The organism is Streptomyces canus, assembly GCF_001514145.1.
In the GTDB taxonomy this organism is placed as follows: Bacteria; Actinomycetota; Actinomycetes; order Streptomycetales; family Streptomycetaceae; genus Streptomyces; species Streptomyces canus.
The window spans coordinates 85050-110055 of the sequence record NZ_KQ948678.1; the positions used below are offsets into that span (position 1 = coordinate 85050).

Annotated in this window: 18 protein-coding genes; 12 read left to right on the forward strand and 6 right to left on the reverse strand. The window is 68.0% G+C overall.

What is annotated here, in order from left to right; genetic code table 11:
• Positions 1 to 18: 18 nt before the first annotated feature.
• From AQJ46_RS45205 to AQJ46_RS45225, 6 genes are all read left to right on the forward strand, one after another.
• Complete coding sequence (locus AQJ46_RS45205; protein WP_059211185.1) at positions 19 to 1848, forward strand: hypothetical protein; 1830 nt, start codon at positions 19 to 21, stop codon at positions 1846 to 1848.
• Positions 1849 to 1850: 2 nt separating this feature from the next.
• Entirely contained in the window at positions 1851 to 1991 is a 141-nt protein-coding gene (locus AQJ46_RS55760; protein ID WP_159064175.1) for a hypothetical protein, read from the forward strand.
• A 202-nt stretch (positions 1992 to 2193) separates the two neighbouring features.
• Positions 2194 to 3036 (forward strand): hypothetical protein, encoded by an 843-nt coding sequence (locus AQJ46_RS45210; protein ID WP_159064176.1) that lies wholly within the window; start codon positions 2194 to 2196, stop codon positions 3034 to 3036.
• A 62-nt stretch (positions 3037 to 3098) separates the two neighbouring features.
• Positions 3099 to 4118 (forward strand): WD40 repeat domain-containing protein, encoded by a 1020-nt coding sequence (locus AQJ46_RS45215; protein WP_159064177.1) that lies wholly within the window; start codon positions 3099 to 3101, stop codon positions 4116 to 4118.
• A gap of 3 nt (positions 4119 to 4121) precedes the next feature.
• Positions 4122 to 4325 carry a hypothetical protein gene (locus AQJ46_RS57920; RefSeq protein ID WP_059211188.1) on the forward strand — a complete coding sequence of 68 codons (204 nt, stop codon included), beginning with the start codon at positions 4122 to 4124 and terminating at the stop codon, positions 4323 to 4325.
• A 1489-nt stretch (positions 4326 to 5814) separates the two neighbouring features.
• A complete protein-coding gene (locus AQJ46_RS45225) occupies positions 5815 to 6750 on the forward strand; it encodes a DUF3828 domain-containing protein (RefSeq protein ID WP_059211189.1) in 936 nt (311 codons plus the stop codon).
• Between the two features lie 292 nt (positions 6751 to 7042).
• Here the strand turns inward: AQJ46_RS45225 and AQJ46_RS45230 are convergent, their stop codons facing one another.
• The 3 genes from AQJ46_RS45230 to AQJ46_RS55765 all read right to left on the reverse strand — a co-directional run bounded on the left by AQJ46_RS45230 (position 7043) and on the right by AQJ46_RS55765 (position 9701).
• The gene (locus AQJ46_RS45230) at positions 7043 to 8254 is read right to left on the reverse strand and encodes a helix-turn-helix domain-containing protein (protein WP_059211190.1); all 1212 of its coding nucleotides are present in this window, start codon (positions 8252 to 8254) and stop codon (positions 7043 to 7045) included.
• Between the two features lie 360 nt (positions 8255 to 8614).
• Positions 8615 to 8890 carry a hypothetical protein gene (locus AQJ46_RS45235; RefSeq protein ID WP_059211191.1) on the reverse strand — a complete coding sequence of 92 codons (276 nt, stop codon included), beginning with the start codon at positions 8888 to 8890 and terminating at the stop codon, positions 8615 to 8617.
• Positions 8891 to 9485: 595 nt separating this feature from the next.
• The gene (locus AQJ46_RS55765; RefSeq protein ID WP_159064178.1) at positions 9486 to 9701 is read right to left on the reverse strand and encodes a hypothetical protein; all 216 of its coding nucleotides are present in this window, start codon (positions 9699 to 9701) and stop codon (positions 9486 to 9488) included.
• On the opposite strand from AQJ46_RS55765, the gene AQJ46_RS45240 reads away from it, so the two are divergent.
• Positions 9692 to 10996 (forward strand): pentapeptide repeat-containing protein, encoded by a 1305-nt coding sequence (locus tag AQJ46_RS45240; RefSeq protein ID WP_167368261.1) that lies wholly within the window; start codon positions 9692 to 9694, stop codon positions 10994 to 10996. The two genes, AQJ46_RS55765 and AQJ46_RS45240, sit on opposite strands and share 10 nt — an antisense overlap.
• Positions 10997 to 11383: 387 nt before the next feature.
• On the opposite strand, the gene AQJ46_RS45245 is transcribed toward AQJ46_RS45240, so the two are convergent.
• The gene (locus tag AQJ46_RS45245) at positions 11384 to 11983 is read right to left on the reverse strand and encodes a hypothetical protein (protein WP_059211193.1); all 600 of its coding nucleotides are present in this window, start codon (positions 11981 to 11983) and stop codon (positions 11384 to 11386) included.
• Between the two features lie 406 nt (positions 11984 to 12389).
• On the opposite strand from AQJ46_RS45245, the gene AQJ46_RS59215 reads away from it, so the two are divergent.
• Positions 12390 to 12575 carry a hypothetical protein gene (locus AQJ46_RS59215; RefSeq protein ID WP_404828529.1) on the forward strand — a complete coding sequence of 62 codons (186 nt, stop codon included), beginning with the start codon at positions 12390 to 12392 and terminating at the stop codon, positions 12573 to 12575.
• Here AQJ46_RS59215 and AQJ46_RS45250 read toward each other — a convergent pair.
• The gene (locus AQJ46_RS45250) at positions 12547 to 13248 is read right to left on the reverse strand and encodes an alpha/beta hydrolase (protein ID WP_404828530.1); all 702 of its coding nucleotides are present in this window, start codon (positions 13246 to 13248) and stop codon (positions 12547 to 12549) included. The genes AQJ46_RS59215 and AQJ46_RS45250 overlap by 29 nt on opposite strands.
• 141 nt (positions 13249 to 13389) lie before the next feature.
• On the opposite strand from AQJ46_RS45250, the gene AQJ46_RS45255 reads away from it, so the two are divergent.
• The 4 genes from AQJ46_RS45255 to AQJ46_RS45270 all read left to right on the forward strand — a co-directional run bounded on the left by AQJ46_RS45255 (position 13390) and on the right by AQJ46_RS45270 (position 23626).
• Positions 13390 to 14487, forward strand: coding sequence for an IS630 family transposase (locus tag AQJ46_RS45255; RefSeq protein ID WP_059211194.1), 1098 nt, complete (start codon positions 13390 to 13392; stop codon positions 14485 to 14487).
• Positions 14488 to 14670: 183 nt separating this feature from the next.
• Positions 14671 to 18957 carry an nSTAND1 domain-containing NTPase gene (locus AQJ46_RS45260; protein ID WP_079072736.1) on the forward strand — a complete coding sequence of 1429 codons (4287 nt, stop codon included), beginning with the start codon at positions 14671 to 14673 and terminating at the stop codon, positions 18955 to 18957.
• A gap of 112 nt (positions 18958 to 19069) precedes the next feature.
• The gene (locus tag AQJ46_RS45265) at positions 19070 to 19432 is read left to right on the forward strand and encodes a CU044_2847 family protein (RefSeq protein WP_059211196.1); all 363 of its coding nucleotides are present in this window, start codon (positions 19070 to 19072) and stop codon (positions 19430 to 19432) included.
• A 603-nt stretch (positions 19433 to 20035) separates the two neighbouring features.
• Positions 20036 to 23626: a WD40 repeat domain-containing protein gene (locus tag AQJ46_RS45270; RefSeq protein WP_059211197.1), complete on the forward strand. Its 3591-nt coding sequence runs from the start codon at positions 20036 to 20038 to the stop codon at positions 23624 to 23626.
• A 170-nt stretch (positions 23627 to 23796) separates the two neighbouring features.
• On the opposite strand, the gene AQJ46_RS45275 is transcribed toward AQJ46_RS45270, so the two are convergent.
• Positions 23797 to 25002, reverse strand: coding sequence for an IS256 family transposase (locus AQJ46_RS45275; RefSeq protein ID WP_225887600.1), 1206 nt, complete (start codon positions 25000 to 25002; stop codon positions 23797 to 23799).
• Between the last annotated feature and the right edge of the window lie 4 nt (positions 25003 to 25006).

Sequence of the window (25006 nt, forward strand, 5' to 3'; positions counted from 1 at the left end):
GGCTGTGCCGGAGCGGTCGTGCCTGCCTCGGTGGTGGATCATCCTGCGCTGGCGGACGAGACGCAGTTGTTAGCCGCCCCGGCTCAGATGGGTCTGACCGCGTTGGCCGACGTGGCCGTCCGGCCGGTCCTGGGCGTGCCCTTTCCTCTGGTGACGACGCCGACTGCTTTGGCCTATGCGGCCCGTGTGGGTGTGGACTTGGAGGCGCCCGCCGCCGAGAATCTGGTGCCGGATGAGGCGCGCTGGCGGGACGGGGTCACCCAGCGGGCCAGCACCGCGCTGCTGGACTGGCTGCACCCTGCATCACCGCAGGACACGCTCGCCCTGCTCGATCCTGCGGCAGCCCGATGCGTGCGCCTGGACCGTGACCGTCTTTGGGCCGAGCCGGTGGTGGTTGTCGGGGGCCGGCCGGAGGATTTCGTGCTGGCCCAGCTCGCCGGCCTGGTCCACGGCCCGTGTATGTGGCTTCCGTGGCAGGACCCGAGCCCGTTCACGATCATGGGCCGCTTCCCGCGCTGGAGGGGGCCAGGCACGATCCGGGTCACCAGTGCCTCGATGTCCGTGGAGGATGTTGCGGCGCGGATGCATACGATGTGGGACCGGCGGCCGCGCGCCTTCATCAACGGCAAGGAGGCGGACGACAAGGCATTCGTCTGCGTGCCGGTGGAGGACCTGCGCACCCGCGGAAACAGCCTTTACGTGCATGAGCAGGCGTGGGATCTGCCGCGTTCGCTGCCGGCCATCGTGTTGCCGGACGGCTCGCTGGAGGCGGCCCTGGGGCTGCCTGCGGAGGTTCCGCCCGGGCTCGATGCCGCCCGGGATAAGTGGCAGGTCCTGCTGGTTGCTTCGGACCACCCGCTGCCACCGCACCTTGACCGGTGCCACGCTGCACGCCGGGCAGGGCAACTCGTGGGAGGCGTTGGTGCGGGCCGCGGACGGGGGCATCACCTACTCCTCCCACCGCTTCGACTTCGTCCCCCATGGTGCCTCCCTTGCGGGCACGTTGGCCGCACCACGGTTGCGGTGGCCGAGCCTGCCGGCCGTTCTGGCCTGGCGGCCCAGCCCCACCGTGTGCAGCCGAGTGCCGCGAGCAAACGGGCGGCCGTGGCCGAACGCCTTCTCGGCTCCCGCACAGCCCTCGAGGATCTTGCCGCTGGCCCCGGATGGGACCTTTTGCAGACGTTCCTGCCCGGCCAGCAGCATCCTGGCCAGCCCGAGGACGGCTGGTGGTTCTTGAAGACCTCGGTGGTGATGACCTTCCTCGCCCTGGCCGCCACCCCCCTCGTACCCGAATGGGACACCCCGCAGCGGCGTGCCCAGGTGGACGAATGGACCAGACAGGGAATCCTGCGCAGAGGGCTGGTCCTGGGCTGCGAGGAGTGCCCGGCTTTCGAGTTCTACCCCCTGGAGGAGATCGCACAGCACTACCGCTGCCGCCGCTGCGGCGCCGGCAACGACCTCGTCCAGGCACGCTGGAGGACGGACACCAGCGAACCCGAGTGGGCCTACGAACTGCACCTGGCTGTTGCCGAACTCATCGACAACAACGCCCACGCGCCCCTGCAGGCCACCCGCTACCTGCGCCGCCAGGGCAGGGGCATGCGCCGCCCCCTGATGGCAGCGGAATTCGAGATCCTGCGCGACGGCGACCCTTCGTTGAGATGGACTTCGCCCTGGCCGACGCCGACGAAATCTGGCTCGGCGAAGCGAAGAAGACCAACGCCCTGGGCGACGTCCACCGCGACATCAAAAGAGAGCTGTGCAAACTCCTCGACGGTTGCCAGGCGGTCGCCGCGCATCGCCTCGTCCTCGCCACCGCCGCTCCAGCATGGAACACCGCCACTCTGACGGTGGCCAGACGCGAACTGCACGGCCTGCGCACGGCCGGCAAGTACGCCCCCGACGTCTACCTCCTCACCGCCGTGAGCTCCTCCGCGCCAGCCTTCGAACCCCTCACCCCGACTCAAGACCGAATGCCCGAGCGGCAGTAGTTGCTGTCCGGCACCTCACGCCGGGCACGACCGATGGACGACCTCTGCAGGAGCGGGGCGGGCAGACCGGCCGATGGCGCTCATAGCAGCAAGAAGGCCAACCCATCCGAAAATTAGGCTACTTGGTGCTGAAGTCATGGTGCTGGCCCTAACATCCCCTTTGTGACGATGCGGGCCCGGTGTACGAACCTACGGCGGTGTCATGACGAGTACCAACCAAGCTCCACAGCCGCAAGACGACTCAGCCGCTGGCGAGAAAAAGCAATGGCGAGAATTACTCTTCTCACTGCCGGGACTGATCGTGACTACGGTTGTTGTCGGCGTCGCCTCCTGGGCCGTCACTTACCTCACCACCGCAATGGAGACCTGGGGCAAGGACGCCGAGTCAGTCGTCACCGTCTCCGTCGAGACAAACCCGGCGAAGATCGGGGGATTCAGTGACCAAAGCATCGTCGGTGTCGTGCCGATCGGCACACGGCCGGCAACCGGGCCGGGTGGGGGATGCTCCACCTTTCACGACTGGCTGACGAAGAATGGTGGGGTGGACGCTGGGAAGAGCAAATTACAAGTCGCTGTGCAAGGAAGCGCGTCACATCAGGTCCAGATCAACAACCTCCGGGTCATCGTCGTAAAACGAGACAAGCCGCCGCCAACTGTCGGGCTGACGTGCCCCTCGGCCGGTAACGCGAACCTCCGCCCCATCGACATTGACCTTGACCAAGCCCTGCCGCGCGCCAAGTACAAGGCGACAGATGGCCGCCCATTCGGCTTCACGGTCAATAAAGGGGAGATCGAGACCTTCTTGGTGACCGCCCTGGCCAAACACGCCCGCTACGCCTGGTACCTGGAACTCGACGTTACCTCGGAGGGTAAAACGTCCACTCTGCGTGTGGACAACAAAGGGAAGCCCTTCCGGACCGCCCCGCTACCGAACCCACCCATGTGGTCGTGGGACTACGACAGCACCTGGACGGGTTCCGACCAGCGCCTCCGTGTAGGTGAAGCCTTTATCCAACCCAAGCCGTCGAAGGGGAGCACGGGGTGAAACGTGCGCACGGAATCACCGCTGGTCTCCACCTCCACTCCCGAGGGTTGCGCACCCTGGCTGTGGCGCTGGTGCTGCTCGCGGCGATCGGGGCCGGTGTTGGGGTGGCCCTTTGGAACCCCCACAAAGGGCCCGGTGGCCATAGTCAACGCTCGGAGCAGGCTGAGCCAAGGCCGCGCTTCTTCCTGAGTGAGTTGCCGACCGTTGGACAGGATCGAGTGACGGCCGTCGCGGCCATCAGCCAACGGCTGTTCGTCCTGGGCACGTCGGCGGGAAAGGTGCACCTCGTTTCCCTGGACGACGCCACTGCCCCGCAGTTGCTGACTTCTGTCCCCGGAGGCGTGGAGGATCTACACGTCTCACGTGACCGCAGCACGGTGGCCGCAGTCTCGGACACCGGATTCATACGCGCCGTAAAGATTCGGGGCGGTGCTCCGAAGGACTTTAAAATTGACCCCGACGAAGCCGCTGGCACCCTAAGCCGGTCCGGACAGACATTTGTCTACGGAAACTTCGACATCCACCTGGTGAACGTCGCGACGGGCCTATCGATTGCCTACCCGGACAAGCCGCCCCCGGACAGTGGGCGTACGGCGTACGAAGACTGGGCCGTCACGGACGACGGTCGACTTCTCGCCGCCAGCTTGGAGGGCGTTGAGACCTGGCGCACCGGAAATCCCCGTTACACAGCCAAGCCTGCGACCTGTCAGTGCGCGGCCAATGGCGTAAAGCTCAGCGATGACGGGCAACTCGCGATTTTCGGCACAGCCGACGGGCACGCGGTGACAGTCGATGTGGAAACACGTACTGTCCTGCACGACAAGACGGTATCCGCACTCCCCGATGATCATATTTTCGAGGTGGCTGTGCTCGGATCCGGTCGGTACTACGCAGCTGGCACATCGTCCAGCCGCGCTGTCATGTGGGAGGCGGAGAAGCAACAGACCGTCTGGGATCACACGTTCTCCCAGCAAGACGTCAGTACTGTCTCCGCCGTTCCGGGTAGCGACTCCTTGCTTGTCGTGACTACCCCGCACGAGGAAGAGGGCGGGCTCCGCGCCTGGATCGTCAGCAGGACGTAGCGGGTGGCCGAGAGGACGGAGGGGCCGAAGAGGCTGTGGGAGCGGCTGTCCGGCTGGCAGCGGGACCAGGTCGAGGCGGCCGCGAAGGCGGAGGTGACGCGGCTGGCGGGCATGCTGGAGCAGTCAGAGGCGGCGCCGCGGCTGCTGGCAGACCGGCTGGAGAAACCGGCGGCGAGGCACTGGTCGACCGCCCGTACCCATGGCTGATCCGCCGCGGCCTGGTGCAGCGTCAGGCGTGCTCGGACCGCCGGTACGACGACGGGATCCGGCTGGACACCGGCGGCGAGTGCGAGAACTGCAACAACGTGATCCACACGCGACGTACCCGGCAGGCGAAGATCGCGGCACAGGTCGACCGGGAGCTGCCCCGGCCTGGCCGGCGGCGAGCGCCACCGAGTCCTCGAGGACCGGCTGCGCGAGCACACCGCGCTCGAAGCGGAACAGACCCGGCGCAGACATGCTCGCGCGGTCGTTGAGGTGGAGGGGCGGCGGGCAGCCGCCGCACGACGCAGGGAACGGCAGGAAGCGCGGGCGTTGTGTCGCAGAGCGGCGGCGATGTTGGTCACGCCGGCCAGCCGCAGGGCGCCGATGGCGAGGTTGCGCCAGGTGGTCCCGCTCACAGTCCCGCTCGCCCGCTGGGGGCTGTCCTCGTGATGGGAGCGGAGAGGCGGGGGCCGAGGTGGCGACCCGATCCGGCCGGAGATCCCCGAGGGCCGTGACTCGGCGAGGTGGAACCGGAACCGAGCCGGCTCATCGTCGGAGGTGGTCGCGGATTCCGCTTTTCTGCGACCCCACCCAGAAATCGTGCCTCCGTCACGCTTCCATCCCCGGCCATGTCCATGGCAGAACTTCTCGCTGTCCGACCGACGTCCCGGACACCCCATCCGGGCAAGGGTCCAACAGCCCGTGCGTCGTGACTCGTCCGGCATCTGACGGACCGGTGACCCCAGGACGACGGTGGTATTGAGTCTCGGGGGAGTCCCGTCGCGGCGGGCCCGTACGGCAGGCGGAGCGGTGCTGCAGGGATGCGGCCGCGTGGGGCTGTGGGCGCCACGACGGCCGGGAAGGCGACTGCAACGGCGTAGTGCGATCCGTTCGGCGTGCTGTTCATCGAGGAGACGGATCATGGAGGAGACGGCTCACGAATGCCCCGGTCGGTGGTCCTGGTCGCGGCGGGAAGGGACTGGGAGCCGCGATGGATGGGATTGCGGGTCTTGGCTGTGTCGGTGGTGTCCAGGGGTCGGCCGAGACGGCGCGAGTTCGTCGCCGCATCTCAGGACGGCGTCTCAGGCAGTGCTTGTTTGCGCAGTTCAGGGCGGGTGGGATGGTTGCGTCGTTGCGGGTTGTGCGGTGGTGGTTGCGGTGGGCCCTTGGTGTCTTTGAAGCTGTGGGTGTCGCACCGGCCGGGGTGGATTGAGGTTCCGGTAGCAGCCTGGTGACGACTCCCGCCTTGTGCCTGCGTACCGGGCATCTGTGTGCCCGGTTGCCCGACGGGCGGCGTCCTGCGGCGCCCGTCGCCCCCGCGACCTTTCGGGGTGGGGACATCCGGCCGACTCGTGCCCGCTCGGGCGGTCAGACCGTCATGTCCTCGGAGCGGACGCACGGGCGGCGAGACGTCAGCGGGCGCGTCGGTGGGAAGCCGGCGCGGGCCGGGAGCGACCTCTTACGGACCACTAACCAAGAAGGAAGACACGACATGAGCAGGAACACCCACACACGTCGTCGTTCGGGCCGCCGTGCGGCGTTCGCCTCCGGTCTCGTCCTGGCCGTCGGGCTCGGTGTGTCGGCGCAGGTGGCGGCGCAGGCCGCTGTCCCGGCCCCCGCCCCCGCCAAGGCATCCGTGAAGGCGCCCGCCGCGCTGCGGTCTGTCAGTGGCTTCAACGGTGACGTGGTGACTCAGGTTGCCGACTTCTACGGCGCGTACATCGACGCGAAGGACGATGCCCAGGGCCCGGACGCCGCGCTGGTCAAGGCGCTGCGCGCGCACTACCTGACGCCCGCCTTCGCCAAGCAGTTGGCGGCCTGGGAGAAGAAGAACAAGGTGGACGGTCTTCTGCGTGCCCAGAACGTCCCGGTGGACTGGACGGTGAGTGAGGTCGGCAACGGCCTCGACGTCGTCGTCACCCTGACCTTCGGCGGCGGGGAGTCGCCGACGACGACCAGGCTCGTCGTGAAGCAGGAGCCGACCGGCCAGATCACCGGCATCCGCACCATGAGCATCGCCTCCGCGAAGGCGTTCGCGAAGTCGTCCGCCGCGGTGCGGTCGGTCAGTGGCCAGACCGGTGACTCGGTAACCCAGGTTGCCGACTTCTACGGCGCGTACGTCGACGCGAAAGACGCCCCCATGGGCCCGGACGCCGCGCTGGTCAAGGCGCTGCGCGCGCACTACCTGACGCCCGCCTTCGCCAAGCAGTTGGGGGCCTGGGAGAAGAAGAACAAGGTGGACGGTGTCCTGCGTGCCCAGAACGTTCCGGTGGACTGGACGGTGAGCGAGGGTGTCAACAGCGGCGAGATCGTCGTAACCCACAGCTTCGGCGGCGGGGAGTCGCCGACGGTGAGGACCGACCTCGTCGTGAAGCTGGAGCCGGTGTTCGGCGACGTCACCGACATCCGCACGACGAGCGCCCGCTGACGGCTCACACCGGCCGGCCACTCCGCGGTGCACCGGGATGGCGGGCGCCGGACCCGTTGGTGGTGCCTGGGGTGCTGGGGGTGGCCGCGGTAGAGCGGGTTCGGCAACTGGCCAATTCGGCACGGGAGGCGGACGACGGTGGTGTCTGCGCTGGGGGATTTTGCAGCCGGACAGACGTGCGAGCTGCGCTGCCCCTCCCCGGCCTCGCCCGGTCCCACCGTCGGCGAGGCCGAACAAGGCCTTGCTCCCGCCGGGTTGTGCTGCCGGGCGGGCTGCGTGAGCTGTTGCATCGTCAGTCGCCCATCGACGCCATGTTGGCGGCGGGGATCGGGACCCAGCGGCCGGGGTGGTAATTGAAGCGGTCGTACCGGTAGCCAGGCAGTCCTTTGGTGCTGGTGGTGCGGAAGGGGCGGCCGTGGTCGTCGATGCGGACCGTGCCGGTGCGGCCTTGCGAGGACCAGTCGAGGTTGAGGTACCAGTCGCAGGTGCAGGACTCGTTGAGCGAGGAGACCACCAGGACTTCGGGTTCCTGTAGGGACACCCGGTAGGGGAAGTCGATCGCGGGGATCGGCTTGCCCGCCGCGTTGTCGCCGGGCATCGAACGGGCCAAGGGCTGGTACGCGTCGAGGTTCACGGAGAAGAAGCGGGGGACGATGCCGGCGCCGCAGCCGTCGCTCAAGGAGTAGACGGTGCCCCGGCCGGCGGAGGGGGTGACGCGGTTGACCACGCGCACGTGCAGGGCCTCCAGGACGACGGCGGCGGAGCCGCGTCCCTGCACCGTAATCCGCACGCCGGTGGAGCCACCGTGCACCGCCCGCTGGGAGGCGACCCACGCTGCGATGTCCTCCGGGTGTGGCGGCGGCGGGACCTGCCGCGGTGACTTGGCGACGACGTACGCTTCGCCGCAACCGCTGAGTCCGGGTGTGTGGGAGTTGGCGGTCCAGGTGAGGGGGGCCACCGGTGGGGCCGTATCGGCGTGGGTCGACGACTCACCGCCGAAGGAAAAGGGTCCGGCAACGGAAGAGGTGAGACCGGCGAGCGCGAGGGCGAGCGAGACCGCCAGCGCCGTCGATCGCACGGGCCGCCGTCGGGGGCGGCCGGCGTGGGGACGCGGGTCGGCCGGTGGGGCCGGCTCGGGTGCCTCGGCCGCCGGGCTGCTGTGACTAGCAGACGTGGACGTGGCTGAGGCCGCGGTGCTCGTGGTGTCGCGGGGCGTGGGTGCCCGCCGGGCATCGGAGGGGTGTGATCGCTGCCGTGCCGCGACTGCCACGATCCACCGGCGGTGCAGCTCGGTGCGTTCTTCGGGGGAGGCACCGCAGAGTACGGCGAACCGCTCGATGCCGGCGAAGTCCTGCGGGACTGCTTCCCCGGAGCAGTAGCGGTGCAGGGTGGAGGCGTGCATGCCCAGTCGGCGGGCCAGTGCCGCGTAGCTGCGGTCGGTACCCTCCTTCAGACGCGTCAGCAGTACCGCGAACTCCGCTACGTCATCGTGGATCGAATCCATGTGGTCCGTACTCGTATCCGTTTGTCGGCCCGTGCAGGCCTGTCCCGATGGGGCACGGCATCCCCGGCACTCCCCCCATATCTGCACGCCGATACGCCTGGGATGGTTCCAGGGTTACGAAGCGTGATCTTGTTTCGGAGGACCTGGGCCTCTCGGAGTCGTCGCGGTCCCTCGATCCGTGAGCGGGGCTTGTTCGAAACCGTGCGCGGAACTCCTTGCAGACCAGTTGAGCCGAGCCGCAGGGGCGTATGCCGCCTGAGTGTGAGGTGGCCTCCACCGCAGCACAAGCGCAACAAGAGCTAACGAGGGAGCCCGCCCGGTGAGCCGACGCCTCTGCCGAAGAGCCCTTTCACAACTCGATCAGCTCGCCTTCCCGCCCCGAGAAGAACCGCTCAACGCCGAGAGCCCACATATGACCGCGGCTACCACGAACGTGGGCGCGCCCCTTTTCCCCGTCGCCCACTCGTACCCGAGGTACAGCATCACCAGCAGGTTGAACGTCATCACCAGCGCCGAGCCGAGCACGAAGACCTTCATCACGGACGCCGACACTCTTCCTTCCGCCAGCGGCAACCCCGTCACCGTCAGAGCGGCTACGTACAGCACCGCGTTCACCAGCACCAAGGCCAGCAGCACGACTCCCCCACCCCTGCACGACAGCAGACGGCCTGAACCTACCGCCGCGCCAACAGCCCACGGAACCCTCTCGGGGAGCCAAGGACTCCCCAGCAAGAACCGTGATGGAGCATCGAGCGCACGGCGTCATGGTCAGCGCATCCGACGTGCGCCCCCATCGACAAAGACCCCTCGGCAGACGTTCCCGCTATCGAGAAGCAGCGTTGCGGAGGCGCCGTCACCAGGCCAGTTGACCTGCTGAAACGGACTTCCGCTCAAGCCCCCCGTGAGCCGAGAGGCCGACGGGCGCGCCGAATGGCAAGGAGAACGTTCACCGTGGTCGACATCATCGAGATCTACGTGCACTGGTACGCGGGCCGGTCCAAGAGTCAGGTGTCCGCCTCGCTGGAGGTAGACCACGGCGAGCCGATGCTCATACCGACGCCAGGCCGTTTGTCCAGATAGACGCGGTGTGCTGTGAAGTGGACCCTGCACCGCCGACTCGCCACGCTCGCCTGCAGCCTCTCAATCGGGGCACACACCCTCTTTCCTCAGGTGAGCTGTGAGGGCATGAGTCGGTAAGACGGAGCTCGCGGCCGCGCTCCATGGATGTCGTTCAGCCGGCCCGGAGGACCTCGTTGCGCAGTGCGCGCAGCAGGGTCAGGGCGTCCTGGTTGTCGGCGTCGGTGAACGCGTGGATCGCCGGGAGGATGGATCCGGCGATCAGCTTCGCGGTGGCGGGGTCGTCGCCTGCGAGAGCGGGGGGTGAGGGATTCCGGGAACTTCCTGCAGGCGGCGCTCGCCTGCCTCCATGATCCTTACGTGGCAGCATTCCTACAGCGGCGTCAGGCTCCGCATGGACGGTATACGCCGAACCTATGGTCGGTCTGGCTCGTCGCCCTCCTGGCCCTCAGCGTCGTCGGCGTCCTCAGCTTCGGGCTCTACCACGGCATCTACCACCTATTCGCGGATGCCGCTCACAATCAGACACCGCGCAAGCTGGTCGACATCAACGACGTCATCAAGACAACCGTCACCGTCCTGACGCTCACCGGAGCCGTTCTCGCCGGTATCTACGCCTACCGCAAGCAACTCCTCGCCGAGGGAGACGCGCACCGCGCGGATGCCAGCCAGCTCGCCGACCGCTACACCACGGCGTCTGAACAGCTCGGTCACGAACGGGCCGCAGTGCGCCTCGCTGGCGTCTACGCCCTCGCCCGGCTCGCAGACGACTGGCAGGAACAACGGCAGGTCTGCGTCGATGTGCTGTGCGCTTACCTCCGAATGCCCTACGAAGCCAACCCGACGGCAGCAGGGCACAAGGAAGGCGAACGCGAAGTCCGGCACACCATTATTCGTGTCATCCGTGACCACCTCCAGCAGCCGGAGGAACGCACATCGTGGACAGACTGCGACCTTGACTTCACCGGTGCCGTCTTCGACGGTGGCGATTTCTCGGGTAGCCACTTTCGCAGCAGGGTTGTCTTCACTGGCGCGACGTTCGGCAGCGGCAGAGTCGCTTTCAAAGCCGCAACGTTTAGCGGCGCCATCGACTTCAAGGGCGCAACGTTCAACGGCGCCAAAGTGGACTTCGGCGATGCAACGTTCAGTGGCGGCGGAGTTTACTTCGGCGGCGCAATGTTCAGTGACGGTCAGGTGCACTTCCTCGGCGCAACGTTCAGTGACGGCCAGGTCCACTTCGGTCTGGCTGAATTTAGCGGGGCCACGGTCGACTTCAGCCTGGCGGCGTTCAGCGGCGGCAAGGTCAATTTCAGCGGCGCGACAGTCAGCAATGGCGTCGTCGGCTTCAGACACGTGGCGTTCAGCGGCGCCAGGGTCACCTTCAGCAGAGCGGCGTTCAGCGGCGGCACCATCAACTTTAGCAGAGCAGCGTTCAGCGGCGGCACCGTCAGCTTCAAAGGCGCGGCGTTCAGCGGCGCCAGGGCCACCTTCCGCAGAGCGGTGTTCAGCAGCGGCACCGTCGACATCGGTAGCGCGGAGTTCAGCGGCGGCGCCGTTATTTTCACCGATGCGAGGCTTCTCGGTGGCACAGTTGACTTCGCCAACACCACATTCAACGGCACTGCCGTGTCTTGGGGGCCTGTGCCGCATCCGCCGGATGCTTAGGTGCTGCGGTCTGCTGTCCGGGCTGAGTCCGAGACCTCATAGCGGCCTTGTGAGGAGGCGGCTGGACGGCTCCGGCCCCTCTGAAGGGCGTGCGGCCAAGTGAGAGGCTGAACACACCCGGTGGCTGGGCGAATGACGCGATCGTGATGGTCACGAAGTGCCGACCAGACCCGTTTTTTTCAGGGAGCCCCAACACCCGCCGCGGCCGCGCTCGACTGCCAGACCTCGGCACTCTACCCAACTGCCGTATCTCCTTTCCGAGGATGACGAGGTGGTTTCACGGATCATCGCCGTAGAGGAGGAGCACAGCGGTGAGCCTCTCACTCCGGCTGAAGATTCAATTCCATCGAAGCGCCTATGGCTCGCCGGATCGCGTCAGTGCTCTGGTTATAGGAGTTGGGAGTCTGACGCAGGATCAGCTGGCCCTGTCTCAGGGTTCCGGCTTCGATTCACCCGGATCGCCCAGGCTCGTAGCAGCAAGGCGACCACTACATAAGCGGCAATCGCGGCGAAGTCCGAGACGAAGTACTCGGTACCCGCGTCAGAGGGAATGACCGCCAGAGTCACGGCGGTCCAGACAAGGGCGGCGTAATAACACAGGCGGATCACCTCCGCGGATAGGCTGTGGAAGCGGTAGATCAGGAACACGTTCCTGGCTGACAGGGCAGCCCTCTGGGGTTCAGGAACAGTCCGGGCCTGGGCAACGAGCGCTGATGCCTCATCGAGCCAGACAAGGCCGCGATTCTTTGCCGCGTCGCGGTGGTCGGCCTGCGGATTCAGGGTGTCCAGGGCTCTCCACCAGTCCATGACGAAGGCCACTTGCTGCGCTGCATCCTCGAGCAGAATCCTGCGACGACCGTGCCGGAAACGGCGCGAGCGCCATTCCTGAAACATGACGCCAAGCACGGTGACAGCGGCTGTAGCGGCCGCTGCAAGGACGCTGCTGAAGGCCGCAGTATCGGATGCAGCCACCAGTTCCGGCTCCATAGAGGGTCTTCTCCGCACATCGTGAGGGGAGCCGGCGATGAGCAGGCACGCATTCCTGTCTTCCTGTCCGGCACTCCCTGGATGATCTCCAGAGGTACAGGCAGTCTCGTGAGTCGCCGCGCCAGACAAACGCTGCCTCGCCCAATCGGACGACGGATGTTCACCGCGGAAACGACCTCCGTGCCGACCGCGACGGTGAAGCTGAGGAGTAGGTGGTCCAGGAGAGGGTCCCGGCCGCGCACAGGGTGGCCCGGGCCAAAGGGGGTGGGTCAAACGCCGGAGAGTTTCTTGGCGGCCTCCAGCGCCTGGTGGCGCGAGGTGACCGCGTCGCGGCGCATGGGGGAGTCCCGCCTCCGCGTTTGCACGGACCGCGATCCACGGCAGCTACGAGCCCGGCGAACGGTTCATGACCCGCGACGCGATCGCCCGGAAGTTCGGGATCGGCACCAAGGAAGCGGCGGCCGCGGTGCGCCAGCTGGTCGCCGAAGCGCTGCTCGGTGCCGACGACGATCCGGGCGGGCGGCAGCCCGGCCAGGTCCGCGAACAGGGGCGAGACCTCCGGGCTACGGCTGCTCCCCCATCCCCGGTGTGAACAGCTCATAGCCGCCCCGAAGCGTGTCGGCATTGCTCAGCAGCTGTCGGGGGCCAAACCTCCGCTGGCTTGGTGTCATCGACAGGTCGTAGGGGCCGAAGAGCAGGTGAGCTGCCCGGAACGCGCCGGTGATGCCGTGCCGGTGGCGAAGGCGCAGCAGCGTCACGACACTGAGGTGAGCACCGGCCGATTCACCGCCGATCAGCAGCCGGTCGGTACCGAACTCGGCCGCGGCGTGTTTCACCAGCCACCGGGCAGCCGCTTCGCAGTCGTCGGGCCCGGCGGGGAACGGGTGTTCCGGCGCGAGGCGGTAGTCCACGCTCACCACGGCGAGCCGCCAAAGCCGCTCGTCCTGTCCGTCCGCGGACCCGAACGCCCAGCCGCCTCCGTGGATGTGCAGGTACACGCCGTCGACGTGGTCCGGCACGAAGACCCGTACCTTCACTGCGCCCTCAACGACGCGGTCTTGGCCGTGCGGCAGTCTTACCGGTGGCGTGTCGCCGCCGAGCCGGTTGCGCCGCAGGAGCGCCAGCGTGGCGGCGCTCGGCGCCTGCCCGCGAGCTGGACGGCTCGCGGCGGCAGCCTCAAATTGCTCGTTGAACCCCAGGGTCTCGGGGAGGCAGTCCTCATCTGTGATCGTCATGCCGTCGACAGTCTCAGCGGCCCGCGACAACGCCCTGTCACCCTTTCCTTGTGAACTGCGTCATGCTCCTGCCGTGCTCCTGGTGTGATCGGCATCGAACACCGGGTTGGTGCAAGGTGGCCACACGTCGGCCGCCTGCGGTGACATGTCCGATCAGCACGGGGAGATCTGATGGCAGAGCCGGTCAGGGTGCGCAGGCTGTCCGAACAGGAGGGGCAGACTCTGCAGCGGATCGTGCTGCGGGGCAATACCAGCACGGTGCGGTTCCGCAGGGCCATGATGCTGCTGGCATCGGCGGGCGACAACAGCGTCCCGGTCATCGCGAGACTCGTTCAGGCTGACCAGGGCACCGTCCGCGGCGTCATCCACCGCTTCAACCAGATCGGTCTGGCCTGTCTGGACCCCCGGTGGGCGGGCGGCCGTCCCCGCCAACTCAGTCCTGATGACGAGAACTTCGTCGTCCAGACGGCCAAGACCCGCCCACGCAAGCTCGACCAGCCCTTCACTCGCTGGTCGATCCGCAAGCTCGCCGCCTACCTGCGCAAGGTGCACGGGCGGGGCATCCGCATCGGCCGGGAGGCCCTGCGCTGTCTGTTGGCCCGCCGCGGGATCACCTTCCAGCGCGCCAAGACCTGGAAGGAATCCACCGATCCCGAGCGCGACGTCAAGCTCGACCGGATCGAGCACGTCCTCGCACTCGACGAGTTCGGGCCACTCGGGATCCGCCCGACCGGCGGGTCCTGCTGGGCCGAGCGGGGTCGCCCGCACCGGGTGCCGGCGACCTATCACCGCACCCACGGGGTCACCTACTTCCATGGCTGTTACGCGGTCGGCGACGACACCTTGTGGGGCGTCAACCGCCGTCCCAAGGGCGCCGCCCAGTCCCTGGCCGCGCTGAAGTCCATCCGGGCCGCGCGACCGGACGGCGCCCCGATCTACGTGATCTTGGACAACCTCTCCGCCCACAAGGGCAGCAAGATCCGCCGGTGGGCCCGGAAGAACAAGGTCGAGTTGTGCTTCACCCCGACGAATGCGTCCTGGGCCAACCCGATAGAAGCCCACTTCGGCCCGCTGCGGCAGTTCACCCTGGCCAACTCCCACCATCCGAATCACACCGTCCAGACCCGCGAACTGCACCGATATCTGCGCTGGCGCAACACCAACGCCCGAAACCCCGACGTCCTGGCCGCCCAACGCCGTGAACGTGCCCGCATCCGCAGCGAGAAAGGCATTCGTTGGGGCGGGCGCCCCCTCACCACGGCGGCCTGACCACGCCAACCCGGCGAACCTTCCCGGTCACGGCATTAAGGAACGGGCGGTCCTCTGCCGCGAGCTGGGAATCATGAGGTGTGCATCAACTGAGCAGTGTGCAGGGTGAGTTGTGCGCGGCGGCTGCGCCGGGGATGCTGACTTGTGGCGTGTCGCGCGACGTGTCAGCAAACGGGGGAGTCCATGGCTGCTGTGCGGGGGAGCGATGTCCTCGAGGCGTCGCAGGTGCGGATCTGCCCGGCTGCTGGTGAGGTGGTGGGCGCCGGGTTCCTCGTCGCCGCCGATGTGGTGTGCACCTGCGCCCATGTCGTCGCCAGGGCACTCGGGGTGGCGGACGCCGCGGAGCAGGCGCCAGGCAAGCCGGTGGATCTCGACTTTCCACTACTGGGCGGCGGCCCCCGGGCGCGGGCGACCGTGGTGTCCTGGCGGCGCGGCGGGGCGGACGTCGCGCTGCTGCGGCTCGACGCGGTCGTCGAGGGCGCCCGGCCGGTGCAGTTGGTCGACGGCACCGGCGTATGGGGGCACACGTTCCGGGCATTCGGCTACCCGACCGGCGCCGACCGTGGCGTATGGGCCTCGGGCACGCTCCGCGCCGGGCAAGGCTCGGGCTGGGTGCAGATGGAGGCGCAGGGGCCGGGGCCCCGCATCACGGAAGGGTTCAGCGGGTCGCCGGTCTGGGACGACGCGCAGGACGGCGTCGTCGGGATGACGGTTGCCGCGCACCAGGGCGAGCGCACCGCGTATCTGTTGCCGTCGGCCGAGCTGGTCGACGAACGGACCCTGCCGCCGCGCTGCCCGTTCCAGGGGCTCGCGGCGTTCACCGAGGACGACGCGGAGTTCTTCCACGGCCGCGACAGCGACACCACCCGCGTGCACACGGCCGTGCGCAGGCGGCCGGTGACCCTGGTGGCCGGGCCCTCGGGGTGCGGCAAGTCGTCCCTCGTGCGAGCAGGAGTGCTACCCCGGCTGCGGGCCGAGGCCATGAGCGTGACCGAGCTGCGGCCCGTGCCCGGGGTGCGAGCGGCCGCCGTGCTCGCCCGGGCGCTGACCGGCGTCTTGGAGCCGGGACTCGGCGAGGTCGAACGGCTTGCCAAAGCCGAGGAGCTGACAGGGCTCCTGGAGACCCGCGCCGATGTGCCCGCCGAGCTGCGCGGCCGGGTACTCTCCCGCGGACGATGCGCCGGGCACGTCCTCTTCGTCGATCAGCTCGAGGAGTATGCGGGGGCTGAACCGGACGCCGCGCGCGGCCTGTTCGCTCTGCTCGCCGCCCTGGCAGGCAAGGACGGCGAGGCCGCCCTGCGAGTCGTCGCCACCGCGCGGCCCGACTCCCTCGACGCTCTGGTGACGGCCAACACATCCGACCTCGTCAGCGACGCCGTGCAGTTCCTTGCGCCGCTGGCCGCCGACGACTTGGAGCGGGCGATAACCGCGCCCGTCGATGCCGTGCCGGGGCTGTGGTTCGAGCCAGGGCTGCCGGAGCGGATCGTCGCGGACGCGGGCGACGAACCCGGGCGGATGCCGCTGGTCCAGTTCGCCCTGACCGAGCTGTGGAAGCGCCGCACCCGCTCGATGCTGACTCACGCCGCCTACGCCGAGATGGGCGGCGTCGCGGGCGCGCTCGTCACATACGCGGACGACGCCCTCGCCGGGCTGACGGCGGCCCAACAAGACTGTGCCCGCCGACTGTTCGTGCAACTGGCCCGGCCCAGCGACGGGGACACGTTCTCCCGCAGGCCCACCCGCACCGCCGACCTCGCCCCCGAACTCCTCGGCTTGGCACGGGAACTGGCCCCCGGCAAGCTCGTCGTCCTCTCCCGTTCTCCGGGTGGCGCCGAGCAGGAGGAGATCGTCGACCTGGCGCACGAGGCGCTCACCAAGCTCTGGCCGCGCCTGAGACAATGGCTCGTCGACTCACGGGGCTTCCGCTCCTGGCAGGAACAACTGCGGGCCGACCTGCACCGCTGGCAGACGCAACGCCACGAGCCCACCCGCCTTCTGAGCGGAACCGACCTGGCCGAGGCCGACCGCAGGCTGGCCGAGCACCCCGAGGACATCTCCGCCGACGAGCGCGGCTACATCCTGCTCAGCCGCCGCCACGCCCGGCGCGGCGCTCGCCTCCGACAGGCCGCCGTCGGGGCGCTGGCCGTTCTCACGGTGCTCGCCGTCGTCTTGGCGCTCTCCACCTATCAGAGCCTGAAGCGCACCGAGCAGCAGTTGCGCACCCAGGCCGCGGGCCTGCTCGCCCAGGCCGCTGAGGACCGTCCGGGCAGCGACCCCGCGACCGCGCTGCAGCTCGCCCTGGCCGGGTGGAGGACCAAGCAGACCGACAAGACCCGCCAGGCCCTGATGGACCAGTACGCGCGAGGGCAGTATCTGGTGGGCAGCTACCCGTCGGTGTGGAAGGGCCGGGTCACCGGCATGGACGCCACCCCGGACGGCCGCACCCTGGTCGTGCAGTCCAAGCCAGGCGGCGGTGACCGGTCGACGATCACCGTGGTCACGGGAGTTCTCCAGGGCAAGCCCTCGGGACGGCAGCTGAGCGGTGTCCCCGCAGGGGTGCTGAGGACCGCCGTTAGCCCCGACGGCCGCTACTTCGCGGCAACCGCGGGCGAAGGGGTGAAGCTGTGGCGGCTGAGCGCCCCCAGGCACCCCGCGAGCCTGGAAGTCGCCGATCACGACCTCCCGGAGAAGGCCGGCGCAAGCCTGGACTTCAGCAGCGACGGAAAGAGGCTGCTGCGGACGACCGATGACAACTCCATGGAGTGTTACAACGGCACCCAGTCATGCGTCCCGGCCTTCGCCGAGGCGTGGCAGGTACCCTCCGGCGCCCCCATCGACGTGCCGGACGAGCTCGTCCCCAAGACCGGGCTGTATGACGCCGCCTTCGCCTCCGACGCGGACACTGTCGTCACGATCAGCTACACCCCGAAGCAGCGCGGCAAAACCATCGAGGCAAGGGACCTCACCACCGGTCGGCTGCGATACACCTTCACCACCGGAGACCAGGACGGCGGGCAACTGGTGGCCGGCGGCGAACTCCTCGTCAGCGGGAACGCCCCTGCCCGTTACGCACAAGCGCTTGGCCGCACCCCTGGCCAGAAGACCAAGCTGCCCGCCGCCCTGGATGAGCAGGACGCCACGTCACGCTACGGCGTCGACGGCACAGCGGGCACCTTTGGGCTCTCGGCCGGAGGCTACGCAGAATCAACCCTGACCGACGCACGCACCGGACACACCTACCGCACCCGCATCCCCACCTCGGGCGACACTCCCGCCGCGTACGACGGTGTCGCCGCGGTGCCGAGCACGCACGGCGAACTCACCGTCCTCGTGCCCATCGGCACGGCGCTGATGGCGGTGCGCGCCGAGCGGGCCGGTGGCGAAGGGCTCCAGGAAGACTCCGGAACGGGGAAGTCCGCCGTGTCGCCGGACGGGCGTTACATCGCCCGGGCCACCGACCGCCGGCTCGAAGTCCTCGACGCCTCCCGTACCCGCCACCAGTCGGTGCCGCTGCCGCTGCACGCGAACACGGCGAACTGGATACCCACATGGACCGCCGACTCCAAGAGGATCGTGGTGTGGGGCGAGGGCGGCAACCTCTACCGCTCCTACGCGGTACAGGACCTGAGCGACAGCGTGCCGCTCGACGAAGTCGTGCCGGGCGCCAAGGCACTGGACCACATTGACGAGTTGCGGGGCGGGGAAGTGGACAGCGTCGCCCCCTTGCAGGGCAGCGACATTGTTCTGCTGACCGTGGAGGGCAAGATCACCCGCATCGATGCCGCCGACGCGACCGTACTCACCAGGCCCTTCCTCGTCCACCCCGCACCGAACTGGGCCGGCATCGGCTTCACCAACGAAATCGGCGCGCGCGGCCAACTCCTGTCCCGTCCAGGACATCCCGGGCAGGTCGTCGCGGTCACCAGGACGGGAACCCTACGCGGCGAGATCCTGCTATGGGACGTCCGTGCCCCGCGGCGCATCACGACACTCAACGGCCCTACGATCACCGTGCCGTTCAGCACCGAAACTCTCACTACAGCGTTTACCTTCAACGCGGACGGCTCAAGCCTTGCTGTGCAGAACTCCGACGGTCAGCTGCGTGTGTGGGACGTCGACCGCAACAAGAAACGGGTGCTCAACGCGATCCGCTCAGCCAGCGACACACTGATCGGGTTCGGGCAGGCCGACAGCATCATCACGTACCTCTACGGCAAGAAGCAGGTCCAGATCTACGAACAAGCGGGTGACGGCACCTTCGAAACCCTGCCCATCGAGGGCGACGACTGGACAGCGGGATTCGTGAACGGCCACCGTCTCACCATCGAAACCGGCCGACTGCGCCAGACCTTCGATCTGCGCCCCGACGTACAGTTCCGCACCCTGTGCGCTGCCGCAGGACGGGACTACACCAAAGCCGAACGCGAGCTGCTGCCGGAGGGCACCCCATCGGAACCGCCCTGCGCCTGACAGGCCCCACGAGCGTCGTATGCCGCAGGGGGGCGCCCCCCAACTGCCACGATCTTGTAACTGAGTTGCTTACGGCCCGACCACCGAGCGTCCCTTCTGCACAATTCTGCTCATGACCGGTTCACAGGAGTTCCGCCTCGAGGACGGTACAACGGTGCGTTTCCTGCTCGCGGGGGAAGGCCCACCCGCCCTGGAGGAAGACGACGTCCCGGACGGCATCGGCCCGCTCGTCCCCGTGGCCCGGCGCGGTCAGGCCATCGCCGCCGTAGCCGCCGATGTGCTGCGCAGCACCCTCAAGCCGCTCGGCCCCCTAGTCCAGGAGGTGCACGACGCGGTGAGCGCCGGGGCCACACCGCCGACCGAGGTCGCCGTCACCTTCGGTGTGCAACTCGGACAGGACCTGAAGCTGGGCATCGCGAACGGCAGCGGGCAGGCGCATCTGACGGTCACCGCTACCTGGAAGCCCGGAACGTGACAGATCCTCGTCCATAGCCCTGGACGCCGTGCCTCAGGCGACGCGGTCCAGGGCCGGAGCCTGGGCGCATCCGGGTCGGCGAGTGCCGACTCCACCACGGCGTCGAAGCCCATCTCGCGACCATGGGCTTCGACGGCGACCTGCCACCGCGCGGTGTCGCTGCGCACCAAGGCTCCGGCTGCGCAGCCGGCTCTCCGACGCACTCAGCGGCGCGGAGCTGCTGCCGGTATGGTTCGCACCGAAGGGACGTTGCGTGCGCTGGAATGGACACCTAGCGGCTATGGCTTGGCAGCAGCAGGGACCTTCGGCCTCTACCTCTATGAATTCGACCCTGGCACTCAACCGACCAATTGAATTTCACCGGGTGGCGCATTTCTCTCCTCACCTACCGAACAGAGGGAGGTCGTTGGTCGCGAGATCCGTTCGAATTGCTGGTACCGGGTACGTATTTCTCCCCTGCGGTATTCCCTTGGTGAGTGGTGTCGGATCGAAGGGTTCGTCAGTGCGCAGGGCCAGCCCGGCAGTAACCTCCTGTGCCGGTGTGCGACTTTTTTTGGGGGGCTCGTGGCCGGGAGTCGGTGGCCGGGACTAGCTGCGTCGGCCGTGATCACGGCGGTGGTCAGTGCGGTGACGTCGTTGGCGGAGAACGCGGCCACCGGTCAGGACCGGTGGCCGGGTCCGCTTGACCAGGTTCGGCGGCACGCGTGGATCGTCCTCGGAGTGGGCCTGACGCTGGCACTGCTGCTAACCCTGTATGCGCTGTTCAATGACTCCGGGTCCTCGGTAGCGGCTGAGGACCCGCCCGCACCAGCGCCGCCGGAGATTCCTCGCTGGGTGGTCGACCGCGCGCAAGTCAGGGTCGTGGTGGGTGAACTACTGCGCCGTCGGGGCCAGGGATCGGTGGGGATTACGGCCACTGCGGGGCTGACCGGTGCGGGCGGTTTCGGGAAGACCACGCTAGCGGAGGTTGTGTGGGCCGACCGTCGGATTCGGCGCCGGTTCCGGGGGCGGATTTACCGCATCACCTTGGGCCTGGACGTGCGCAGTCGGGCTGAGATCACCGCGAAGGTGGCCGAGGCAACCCGGTTCATCACCGGGGATACCACGGTCTTTGACGACCCGGACCTGGCAGGTGCCCACTTGGGACGGCTGCTCGATGCACGTCCGCCGATGCTGCTGCTCCTGGACGATGTGTGGAACGCTGAGCAGCTGGCGCCGTTCCTGATCGGCGGTGCGAAGTGCCGGCGGCTGATCACCACGCGGCTGCCGGAGTTGCTTCCGAGCGGCGCGTTCCGGGTGAAGGTCGACGAGATGTCCGCCGTCCAGGCGCGGCAGGTCCTGGGGTTCGGGCTGCCCGGTGGGCTGTCGGAGGACACCGCGCTCGGTCTGCTGCGAGCGACCGGGCGGTGGCCGCTGCTACTGCGGATCTGTAACCAGTACGTGCACCGCCGCATGGACACCGGCTTGGCGGCCGATGACGCGGCGGCCGAGATACTCGGGCAGTTGCGCCAGGAGGGGCCGGCGGGCCTGGATCCGGGTGTGGCGGTGGATCTGAACCATCCGCGCTCCCGGCAGACCGCAGTGGCCGCGGCGGTCGAGGCCGGCGCAGCGCTGTTGCCGCCTGGCGGGTTCGAGCGCTTCACGGAGCTGGGTGTCTTCGCGGAGGACGAGTCCATCCCTGTCGACCTCGTCACGCTCCTATGGCAGGGAACGGGTGCGCTGCGCCCGGGGCAGTCTAGGGACCTGTGTGCGGCGCTTGGCGGACTGTCCCTGCTGGAGCTGGAGCTGGACCCGGCCCGCGGCGGCCGCATCCGCCTCCACGACGTTATCCGCGACCTCCTCCGCTCGCGCCTGGGCGACGCGCACCTGGAACGAGTGAACGGCGCGTTGGTCGACGCCGTTGCCGCGAACCTGCCCCTGGCCGAGCCGCAGCCGGGTGGCGGCACCGGGCCGGTGCGTGCGTGGTGGCAGCACCCCGACGAATACCTGCCCGACCATCTCATCACCCACATCCTGGACGCCGGACGTGCCAGCGAGGCGGAAGCGCTGGCGCTCGACCTGCGGTGGATCGAACGGCGTCTGGCGCAGGGCGGGGCGACTGCACCCCTGGCCGACCTGGATCAGATCCCCACCGCCTCGGCCCATCAGGCCGCCATCGACTTGGCCCGGACCGCCCATCTCCTTGCACCGATCGCTCCCGACCATGCCCTGGGCGCCGTCCTCCGTAGCCGGCTAGCCGGATATGACAACTGGCTGCCCCAGGCGAGCGCTTGGCGGTCCACCAGCCCCGCGCTCTATAACCGGTGCCCGCTGCCCGACATGCCCGACTCCGCGCAGATCCGCGTACTGACCGGCCATACCGGCCCGGTGAGTGCGTTGGCGATTTCCCCGGACGGCACATGGCTTGCCACCGGCGGCGATGACCGCACAGTGCGTATCTGGGATGCGGTCACCGGGCACATCACTGCCACCCTGACCGGCCATACCGGCCCGGTGAGTGCGTTGGCGATTTCCCCGGACGGTACTTGGCTTGCCACCGGCGGCGATGACCGCACAGTGCGTATCTGGGATGCGGCTACCGGACACATCACTGCCACCCTGACCGCCCACGTTGGCCGGGTGTATGCAGTGGCGATTTCTCCCGATGGCACTTGGCTCGCCACTGGCGACAACTACGGTGCGGTGAGGATCTGGGATGCGGCCACAGGACAGACCACCACCACTCTGACCGGCCGCGATGGCCGGGTGTATGCGGTGGCGATTTCCCCGGACGGTAAATGGCTCGCCACCCGTGCCGACGGCACGGTACGAATCTGGGATGCGGCCACCGGGCAGAGTACCGCCACCCTGACCGGCCACGCCGGCCCTGTGTATGCCGTGGCGATCTCCTCTGACGGGACCTGGCTCGCCACCAGCAGCCGCGACCGCACAGTGCGTATCTGGGATACGGCCACCAGGCGAACCACCACCACCCTGACCGGCCAAACCGGTCGGGTGATTGCGCTGGCGATTTCTCCCGATGGCACTTGGCTCGCCACTGGCGACAACAACGGTGCGGTGAGGATCTGGGATGCGGCCACTGGACAGATCACCGCCACCCTGACCGGCCACACCGACCCTGTGTACGCGGCGGCGATCTCCCCCGACGGCACCTGGCTCGCCACCGTCGCCGACGGCACAGTACGAATCTGGGATACGACCACGCGCGGAACAGCCGGAGCGTTGACCGGCCACACAAGCCGGGTGAACGCGGTAGCGATTCCCGCCACCAGCAGCCGAGGCCGCACAGTGCGATTCTCGGAGGCGGCCACCGGGCGAAGAACCACCACGCTTGCCGTCCACGCGATGGCGATTTCCCCGGACGGCACTTGGCTCGCCACTGGCGACAACAACGGTGCGGTGAGGATCTGGGATGCGGCCACTGGACAGATCACCGCCACCCTGACCGGCCACACCGACCCTGTGTACGCGGTGGCGATTTCTCCCAATGGCACTTGGCTCGCCACTGGCGACAAGACCGGTGTGGTGAGGATCTGGGATGCGGCCACTGGACAGATCACCGCCACCCTGACCGGCCACGTCGGCCGCGTGTATGCCGTGGCGATTTCCCCGGACGGCACTTGGCTCGCCACTGGCGACAACTACGGTGCGGTGAGGATCTGGGATGCGGCCACCGGACAGATCACCGCCACCCTGACCGGCCACGGCAGCGGGGTGAATGCCGTGGCGATTTCCCCGGACGGCACTTGGCTCGCCACTGGCGACAACTACGGTGCGGTGAGGATCTGGGATGCGGCCACCGGACAGATCACCGCCACCCTGACCGGCCACGGCGACCGGGTGAGTGCGGTGGCGATTTCCCCGGACGGCACATGGCTCGCTACCGGCGACAACTACGGTGCGGTGAGGATCTGGGATGCAGCCGCCGACCACACCGCCACCACCATCGTCGGCCACAGCGGCTGGGTGAGTGCGGTGGCGATTTCCCCGGACGGCACATGGCTCGCCACCAGCAGCGTCGACCGCACAGTGCGAATCTGGAACCCCTTGTCAGGGGATCTGGCAACAACGATGCGAACCGAAGGAGGGCTGCGGGCGCTGGATTGGACGCCTACTAGCGACGGCTTGGCGACAGCCGGGGATTTTGGTCTATACCTGTACGACTTCGACCCTGGATCTCCACCGGCTGCCTGAATCTCACTGGCCAGCGGAATTCTCCCTCTCGCCGAACAACGGGACCTCAATGCCTGTGAGGTCCGCCCGCATAGCTGGTATCGGGTACGTATTCATCCCCTGCGGTATTCCGTTGGCGGGTGGTGTCAGATGGGTGTGTCAATTTAACGGCTGATCTTGGTTGTTGATGGTCAGTTGTTGCTCGGGGTCAGGCGGCCTTCGAAGGCGATCTGGAACGCGTTGAGAGGTGCTTTCCAGCGCATGGTCCACCGCTTGCGGCCCTTCCCGGTCGGATCCAGGCTCATCAGCGCCATGTAGATGCACTTGAGGGCGGCGGCCTCGTTGGGGAAGTGCCCGCGGGCCCGAACGGCCCTGCGTATGCGGGCGTTGACGCTCTCGATCGCGTTCGTGCTGCAGATGACCTTACGGATCTCAACGTCGAAGGAGAGGAAGGGCACGAACTCGGCCCAGGCGTCCGACCACAGCTTCACGATCGCCGGATACTTGCCTCCCCACGCCTCCTGGAACTCCAGGAACCGCTCCGTTGCCGCGTCCTCGCTGGGCGCGGTGTAGACGGGCTTGAGGGCTTTGGCGACCTTGTCCCAGTCCTGGCGGGCGGCGTAACGGAACGAGTTCCGTAGCAGGTGCACCACGCACGTCTGGACGATCGTGCGAGGCCAGACGGTTTCCACGGCCTCGGGAAGTCCCTTCAGCCCATCGCAGACCAGCATCAGCGCGTCGTCCAAGCCGCGGTTCTTCAGCTCGGTGAACACGTGCAGCCAGTACTTGGCGCCCTCGCCGCCGTCGCCGGCCCAGATGCCGAGGATGTCGCGGGTGCCGTCCACCGTCACCGCCATCACCACGTAGACCGGACGGTTCGCGACCTTCCCGTCCCTGATCTTGACGTTGATCGCATCGACGAATAAAACGGGGTAAACACGGTCGAGGGGTCGGTTCTGCCATTCGGCCATGCCCTCCATCACCTTGTCGGTGATGGTGGAGATGGTCTGCTTGGACACCTCGGCCCCGTAGACCTCGGCCAGGTGTGCGGCGATCTCGCCGTGCGTGAGCCCTTTCGCGGACAACGACAGAACCATCTCATCGACCCCGGTCAGCCTCCGCTGCCGCTTCTTGACGATCTCTGGCTCGAACGTGCCCGAGGTGTCACGCGGGACCTTCACCTCGACCGGCCCGACGTCGGTCAGCACCGTCTTGGCCCGGCTCCCGTTGCGGGAGTTGCCACTGCCCCGGCCGGCCGCGTCGTGCTTCTCATAGCCGAGGTGATCCGTGATCTCACCTTCCAGGGCCGACTCCAGGACCCGCTTGGTCAGCTGCTGCAGCAGCCCACCCTGCCCCGTCAGCTGCAGCCCCTCCGACCGGGCCCGCTCCACCAGCATCGCG